1 protein-coding gene is annotated in these 1,213 nt (G+C 29.0%); it reads right to left on the reverse strand.

Annotated features, from left to right (window positions below):
• On the reverse strand, positions 1 to 944 hold a 944-nt coding region (locus CAMP5060_RS08075; protein WP_337217634.1), incomplete at its 3' end, for a cache domain-containing protein.
• Between the last annotated feature and the right edge of the window lie 269 nt (positions 945 to 1,213).

The raw sequence follows: 1,213 nt of genomic DNA on the forward strand, positions 1-1,213 counted from the left end.
AAGTTGTAATTAATCATAAATCTTATAATTACAAGAGCTACTGCTAAACTTATAGTACCTATGATAATTTGCTTAATTAAAGCTTGATTTACAGGATCATTATAAATTTTTTCATCTGCTATAACACAAACATTATAACCTGTTGAAGATTCTTGACAAATTACAGCTTTGCGAGGTGTATTACCATCTTTTATCAGCATAGGTTCTTTTGAGAGTTCTCCTGCTTTTCCTTCTGTAGTTGCAAGATATGTTTTTGCAATTTCTTGGCTTAAGCTATTTTTTGTCAGAAGTGCTTCAGAGGATTCATGAAATAAAATTGTTCCATCATCGTCTAAAACTACGGTATAGCCACTTTGAGATCTTCCCATAGCTAATACATTATCCGAAAAAGTATTTAAATCATAATTTCCACCAACTGCACCTATAAATTTTCCATTTACAACTATAGGATAAGAAAAAGATAAAGAAGGGGCTTTTAAGCTAGGAGCAATGTATGGTTTTGATATAACAACTTTATCTTCTCCAGATGCAACATTTGTATACCAGCTTCTAGTTCTTGGATCATAACCATCAGATGGCATTTGATGATTGCCGTTTGAACGTATCATTGCACCATTTTTAGCAAGACCTACATATAAAACATCAAATCGACTTGCTTCTTTTGCGGTTCTAACTATGGTATAAATTTCCTCCAAGCTTGCATTAGGATTTTTTTGGATTTCAGATGCTACAGCCTTTATAGCATCGCTTCTTGAGGCAGTGTAATCATCGAAATTTTTTAATACATCTTGTATTGTTTTTACTTGAATATCATTGATGAGTTTTTGCACATCATGCTTTACTTCAGAATAGTTAAAGGCATTTGCTATAAGTAAAATCGCGATAATAGCTAAAAAAACAAAGAAAGTTAATTTTCCTGTTAAACTTTGTGTAAGATTTTTCATTAAAACATCCTTGTAAAAAGATTATTATGATTATGGGAGTTGAATTATCTTATATTATTTTTAATAAAAAATTGTAATATTTAAATATGAAAAAATTATTTTTTAATAAAAAAATTATGAAAAATAATAAGAAATAAAATATATAGCATTATGGATATTAAAATTAATGCAAGCCAAACTTCTAAAAGTCTGGCTTAGTATTAAAACTTCTTCTTCCTAGCATCTTCTAAGATATCATTAGCTATTTGATTTACATTGTCTGCAACTAT

Source organism: Campylobacter sp. 1569 (assembly GCF_024723675.1).
Classification (GTDB): Bacteria; Campylobacterota; Campylobacteria; order Campylobacterales; family Campylobacteraceae; genus Campylobacter_D; species Campylobacter_D jejuni_C.